Consider the following 6,000-nt stretch of genomic DNA (forward strand, 5'->3'; position numbering starts at 1 on the left):
CAGCGCATCTGGGGGTGCGTTCCGTCTAGCTCCGCTTGACTTGACTATTCTAGCGACACTAGACTTATAGTCGTGAAGCGCAGGGACCTGATCAGGAAAATCAGAGAAGCGGCCAGGGGGAAGGGCTCCTCTTCGAGAAGCAGCGCCAGAAGGGGAGCCACGAGTACTGGACCTGCGGCTCCACCCCTGTGGTCATCCCCCGCCACAGCGAGGTCAACGAGATCACGGCGGAAGCGATCTGCAAGCGGCTGGAAGAAGAGTTCGGAAAGGGGTGGTGGCGGTGAGCACCTACCGCGTTACCGCGCGGCGCGTCGGCGAATGGTGGGCTCTTGAGGTGCCGGACCTTCCAGGTGTCTTCAGCCAGGCCAAGCGTTTGGATCAAGCCGAAGAGGCCGCCCGTGAGGCGATCGCGGTCATGCTCGACGTGGAGCCCGAGGAGATCGCGGTCGAAATCGAGCCCGTGCTCCCCCCGGACATGCAGGACGCTTTGACAGCTGCGCGTCAGGCCCAGGAAGAGGCGCGGAAGGCGGTCGAGCGGGAACGGGAGGCCATGCAGCGCGCCGCGGCCGCTCTCACCGAGCAACTGAGCCAGCGGGACGCAGGACGGTTCCTGGGAGTTTCGTTTCAGCGCGTCCACCAGCTTCTGAAGTCCTCCAACCCCACAGACCGCGCCAGGGCTGCCCAACGAGCCACCACAGCCTGGAATGGAGCCACCTCGGCAAGCCGAACGAAGCCGGCTGCGTAACCCGAAGCGCCACGCGGCCCCTGCCCGGAGGTACCCAGGCGGGGGCGTCGCCGCGTCAGCGCGGCTTCTGCGGTGGCGGACCGGGGCAAGGCGCGCCGACCGGCGAATCACGGCACCGCTCAAGGGGCGGATCATCTGCCAGGAAGACGGAGCTTGATCCGACGGACTTCGACGAGTGTGTCGCCCCTGCCGGCTCGGAGCCCGTAGGACACCGTGGGGCCGACGCTCCACGACCGTCGGCCCCACGCGGTCGTCTCGGCCGAGACACCCGCGCCGGCCCGCGCCTACAGCACCGGGAGGTTCTTGCGGAGTTCGAAGGCGGTGACCTCGGAGCGGTACTCCTCCCACTCCTGCTTCTTGTTGCGGAGGAAAAAGTCGAAGACGTGCTCGCCGAGGGTCTCCGCGACCAGTTCGCTGCGCTCCATCAGGGAGATGGCCTCGCCGAGGTTCTGCGGGAGGGGTTCGATGCCCATCGCGCGGCGCTCGCCGTCGGAGAGGGCCCACACGTCGTCGTCGGCGCCGGGGCCGAGCTCGTAGTTCCCCTCGATGCCGCGCAGGCCCGCCGCGAGGAGGACGGCGTACGCCAGGTACGGGTTGCAGCCGGAGTCGAGGGAGCGGACCTCGATGCGGGCCGAGCCGGTCTTGCCGGGCTTGTACATGGGGACGCGGATCAGCGCGGAGCGGTTGTTGTGGCCCCAGCAGATGTACGAGGGGGCCTCGCCGCCCGAGCCGGCGGTGCGGCTGGAGCCGCCCCAGATGCGCTTGTAGGAGTTGACCCACTGGTTGGTGACGGCGGAGATCTCCGCGGCGTGGCGCAGGAGGCCCGCGATGAAGGAGCGGCCGACCCTGGAGAGCTGGTACTCGGCGCCGGACTCGTAGAACGCGTTGCGGTCGCCCTCGAAGAGGGAGAGGTGGGTGTGCATGCCGGAGCCGGGGTACTCCGAGAACGGCTTCGGCATGAAGGTGGCCTGCACGCCCTGCTCCAGCGCGACCTGCTTCATGACCAGGCGGAACGTCATGATGTTGTCGGCGGTCGACAGGGCGTCGGCGTAGCGCAGGTCGATCTCCTGCTGGCCGGGGCCGCCCTCGTGGTGGGAGAACTCCACGGAGATGCCCATGGACTCCAGCATCGTGATGGCCTGGCGGCGGAAGTCCATGCCGACGTTCTGCGGGGTGTGGTCGAAGTAGCCGGAGCTGTCGGCGGGAGTGGGGCGCGAGCCGTCGGCGGGCTTGTCCTTGAGCAGGAAGAACTCGATCTCGGGGTGGGTGTAGAAGGTGAAGCCGAGGTCGGAGGTCTTCGCGAGGATGCGCCTGAGGACGTAGCGGGGGTCGGCGAAGGACGGGGAGCCGTCGGGCATGAGGATGTCGCAGAACATCCGGGCCGTGCCGGGGGCCTCGGCGCGCCACGGGAGGATCTGGAAGGTCGCCGGGTCCGGCTTGGCGATCATGTCGGACTCGTAGACGCGCGCGAAGCCCTCGATGGCGGAGCCGTCGAAGCCGATGCCCTCGTCGAACGCCTGCTCAAGCTCGGCGGGGGCGACGGCGACCGACTTGAGGAAGCCGAGCACGTCGGTGAACCACAGGCGCACGAAGCGGATGTCGCGCTCCTCCAGGGTCCGGAGCACGAATTCCTGCTGCTTGTCCATTTCCACACCCATCCTCGCCGATCGGGCCCAGCATGCCACCGCACGGTTCCGCGCGCGTCGCGGACCCATGGTGCCCGGTCCTGCCGGGTGCCCGGGAGACCGGGTGCCACGGGGGGCGGGCGGTGCGGGATTTTCGCAGACTGGGGCCATGGACCGTGTCCGAGGGGAACTGCCCGCAGTCCGCCCCCCGCTGTGGTTGCGCCTGCTGCCCTGGGGGCTGCTGGCGGGCATGCTGGCGGCGCAGGCCCTGACGCCCGAGACGGTCCAGATGGGTTTCGTGTTCGCGGTGTTCGCGCCGCTGGCGTCGCTGGCGTACGGGGCGCTCGGCACGGCACTGATAACGGTCGTGCTGATGCTGGTGCTGTCCACGCACCACCTGTGGGGGCTGCACGTCCACCCCGGCGACCTGCCGGCGTTCGGGCTGATCGGAGTGGTGAGCGTACTGCTCGCATGGGCGCGGGTCCGGCGCGAGGCCCAGTTGGTGCGGGTGCACACGGTCGCGGAGGCCGCCCAGTACGCGGTGCTGCCGCCGCTGCCGCCGCGGGTGGGGCCGGTGCGGTGCGGGGGGCTGTACCGGGCGGCGGGACGGGCGGCGCTGGTCGGCGGGGACCTGTACGACGTGCAGCCGGGCCCGTACGGGGTGCGGGCGGTCGTGGCGGACGTGAAGGGGCACGGACTGTCGGCGGTGTCGACGGTGTCGGCGCTGCTCGGCGCGTTCCGGGAGGCGGTGCTGGACGAGCCCGAGCTGACGGGAGTGGCCGCGCGGCTGGACCGGCGGCTGGTGGTGGACTCCTCGCGGGAGGGGGAGGCGGAGCTGTTCGCGACGGCCGTGCTGGTGGAGTTCCCCCCGGGCGGGGCGGGCGGCGGACCGGACCGGCGGGCCGAGGCGCGGGTGCTGAGCTGCGGCCACCCCCCGCCGCTGCTGGTGGCGCCCGGCGGGGTGCGGGAGGTCGCGGTGGAACCGGGGCCGCCGCTCGGGCTCGGGGTGGCGGAGTTCGCGGCCCCGCCGCCGGCGACCGTGCCGCTGGAGCCGTCGTGCGTGCTGCTGGCCTACACCGACGGGGTGTCGGAGGCGCGCGACGCGGCCGGGGAGTTCTACCCGCTGCCGGAACGGGTCCGGCCGCAGGACGACCCCGTGGGGCTGGTGCGGTCGGTGTGGCGGGACGTGTCGGCGTACACCGGCGAGATCGACGACGACGTGGCGCTGCTGGCGCTGCGGGTGGCCCCCGGCGGCTGAGCGCGCCCGGTACCCGCGGGGCGGGGGAACCGCCGGGCGCCGGTACCGCCGTCCGGCGGCGGCAGCGGTCGCGGGGCCGGAGGCGCGCGTCCAGAATGAAGGGGCTCGGGGAGACGACGCACGCCCTTCGGAGGAACGCACCCCATGACCACCGCCCGAGACATCATGCACACGGGGGCCCACTGGATCCCCGCCCACGAGACCCTGGACGCCGCCGCGCGGCTGATGCGCGAGCACAACGTGGGCGCCCTGCCCATCGCCGACGGCGACGAGCGGCTCTGCGGCATCGTCACGGACCGCGACATCGTCGTGAAGTGCGTGGCCGCGGGCCAGGACCCGTCCCGCGTGACGTGCGGCGACGTGGCGGAGGGCACCCCCCGCTGGATCGACGCGGGCGCGGACGTGAGCGAGGTGCTGCGCGAGATGCGGAGCCACCGGATCAAGCGCCTGCCGGTCATCGACAACAAGCGCCTGGTCGGCATCATCAGCGAGGCCGACCTCGCCCGGCACCTGCCCGACGACCAGGTCGCCGAGTTCGCCCAGGGCGTCTACGCGCGGGCCTGACCCGGACACGGCGCGCCCCGCCCGGACTCACCGGCCGGGCGGGCCGAGGACCGCCCCGGCGACCGCGCCGGGGCGGTCCAGCATGATCAGGTGCCCCGATCCCCGGACGAGGGCGAGACGGGCGCCCAGCGCGGCGGCGAGGGCCCGCTGGCGGGCCGTCCAGCGGTCGGTGCCGTCCGGGGAGTCCGGTGCGGCCAGCACCGTGACGGGCAGGTCCCCGGGCAGCGGCCGGCGGGCGCGCAGGGCGAGGAGGTCGGCGGCGACGGCCCGGTAGTGCGCGTTCTCCAGCAGGGCGCCGTCCAGGACGCGGCGGGTGCGGTAGCAGCGCCGTACCCGCTCGCGGGCGGCCGGGTCGGGCGCGCGCCCCGCGCGGGAGAGCCGGACCAGCGCGCGGCGGGCGCACGGGCCGAGCGCGGCGGGCACGCCCGCGGCGGCGAGCAGGGTGCCCGTGCCGCGGGCCAGGGCGGTGTAGAGCGCGGTGGCGCCCGGGGCCGGCGCGCGTGCCTCCTCCTCCGCGGACGCGTCGGCCAGGACCAGCGCCGCCGTCCGCGCCGGGTACAGCCGGGCGAACGCCTCCGCGTGGAGGCCGGCGACGGAGTGCCCGACCACGGTCACCCGTTCGCCGCCCATGCCCAGCGCGTCCAGCAGGGCCGCGATCCGGTGCGCCTCGCCGCGCGCGGTGGGCGCCGCCCGGGCCGGGCCGCTCAGCCCGTGGCCGGGCCGGTCGAAGCGGACGACCGTGCGGTGCGGCGCCAGCAGCGGCACCACCGGGTCCCAGTCGAACCAGCACAGCGCCAGCCCGGCGCTCAGTACGCACACCGGTCCCGAGCCCTCGACGACCACGTGGTGGGGCACGCCCCCGACGCGGACGAAGCGGCTCACCGCCGCCGTCCCGCGCGGTGCGGCAGCGACCGGGCCAGCAGGAGCAGCCAGAGGGCCACCAGCAGCAGTTGCGCGCGCTGCCCGGCGCCCAGCGCCCAGTGGCCGCGCCCCGCCTCGAACGCGGCGACCGAGGCGAGCGTCCAGGCCGTCGCGGCCAGCAGCAGCGCGACCAGGGCCGGTCCGGTACGGGCCAGGGGCGGCCACCAGCCGTAGCGGCGGGCGGCGACGGTGAGGGCGACGACCACCGTGACGGCCCCGGCCATCGCCAGGCCGGAGCTCACGGCGTGCGCGGCGTGCGAGGCGGGGACCAGGCCGGCGTCCTCACGGGCGGCGCAGGCCGCGTCGGCGGTGGGCGCGCAGCTCAGCGGCAGCCGGGAGTCGACGGCGGTGGCCGCGCCGAACACGGCGAGCGCCGCCCACCCGGCCGCCGCCCAGAACCGGCGCCGGGCCGCGAGCAGCCCGGGCAGCGCCGCGGCCAGCAGCAGGACGCCGGCGAGGAGGTCGGTGGTGCGGAACAGGACGCCCAGCGGCCGGTCGGCGGCGGCCAGTTCGCTGACGTACGACCGGACGGGGTCCAGACCGGCGGCGAGGGGCAGTTCCAGGAGCCAGACGCTGTAGAGGAGGGCGCCCGAGGCGAGGAGGACGGCGGTGGGCCCGCCCGGTGCGCCGGGGCGGCCGGGGCCGTCCGCCTCCCTGCCGCTCGGCGTGGTGACAGTGCGCACGTGGGGGCCGTCCTTCGGGGCGTGCGGGGGCGTGCGCGGCGGGGCCGCCCCGCCCCGGCGTCCGGAAGGGCCCCGGGCGCCCGGCCGCGGGCGGTGCGCCGGCGCCTGACACCCTTCAGGACGCGCCGCCGGCCGGTTCGGATGCGTCCGCGCCGCATCCGCCCCGGCGGCACCGTGCGGGCCGGGCGGCCGGGGGNGGATGGC

General features: G+C 74.5%; 6 protein-coding genes. 3 read left to right on the forward strand and 3 right to left on the reverse strand.

All coding sequences use genetic code 11. The annotated features are described in order from the left end of the window. The first annotated feature begins 280 nt into the window (after positions 1-280). Positions 281-745, forward strand: a complete 465-nt coding sequence (locus MW084_RS07810; protein WP_158684303.1) for a type II toxin-antitoxin system HicB family antitoxin — start codon at positions 281-283, stop codon at positions 743-745. A 284-nt stretch (positions 746-1,029) separates the two neighbouring features. Here the strand turns inward: MW084_RS07810 and MW084_RS07815 are convergent, their stop codons facing one another. Further along, complete coding sequence (locus MW084_RS07815; RefSeq protein ID WP_010469193.1) at positions 1,030-2,391, reverse strand: glutamine synthetase family protein; 1,362 nt, start codon at positions 2,389-2,391, stop codon at positions 1,030-1,032. 148 nt (positions 2,392-2,539) lie between these two features. On the opposite strand from MW084_RS07815, the gene MW084_RS07820 reads away from it, so the two are divergent. Together MW084_RS07820 and MW084_RS07825 are read left to right on the forward strand one after the other, a co-directional pair. Next, positions 2,540-3,628: a PP2C family protein-serine/threonine phosphatase gene (locus tag MW084_RS07820; protein ID WP_010469191.1), complete on the forward strand. Its 1,089-nt coding sequence runs from the start codon at positions 2,540-2,542 to the stop codon at positions 3,626-3,628. 144 nt (positions 3,629-3,772) lie between these two features. Continuing rightward, the gene (locus MW084_RS07825; RefSeq protein WP_010469189.1) at positions 3,773-4,192 is read left to right on the forward strand and encodes a CBS domain-containing protein; all 420 of its coding nucleotides are present in this window, start codon (positions 3,773-3,775) and stop codon (positions 4,190-4,192) included. A gap of 27 nt (positions 4,193-4,219) precedes the next feature. Here the strand turns inward: MW084_RS07825 and MW084_RS07830 are convergent, their stop codons facing one another. Then, entirely contained in the window at positions 4,220-5,074 is an 855-nt protein-coding gene (locus MW084_RS07830) for an alpha/beta fold hydrolase (protein WP_010469187.1), read from the reverse strand. After that, positions 5,071-5,796, reverse strand: coding sequence for a DUF998 domain-containing protein (locus tag MW084_RS07835; RefSeq protein WP_010469185.1), 726 nt, complete (start codon positions 5,794-5,796; stop codon positions 5,071-5,073). Before MW084_RS07835 ends, MW084_RS07830 begins: the two co-directional genes overlap by 4 nt. Positions 5,797-6,000: the final 204 nt, after the last annotated feature.

Source organism: Streptomyces sudanensis (assembly GCF_023614315.1).
Classification (GTDB): Bacteria; Actinomycetota; Actinomycetes; order Streptomycetales; family Streptomycetaceae; genus Streptomyces; species Streptomyces sudanensis.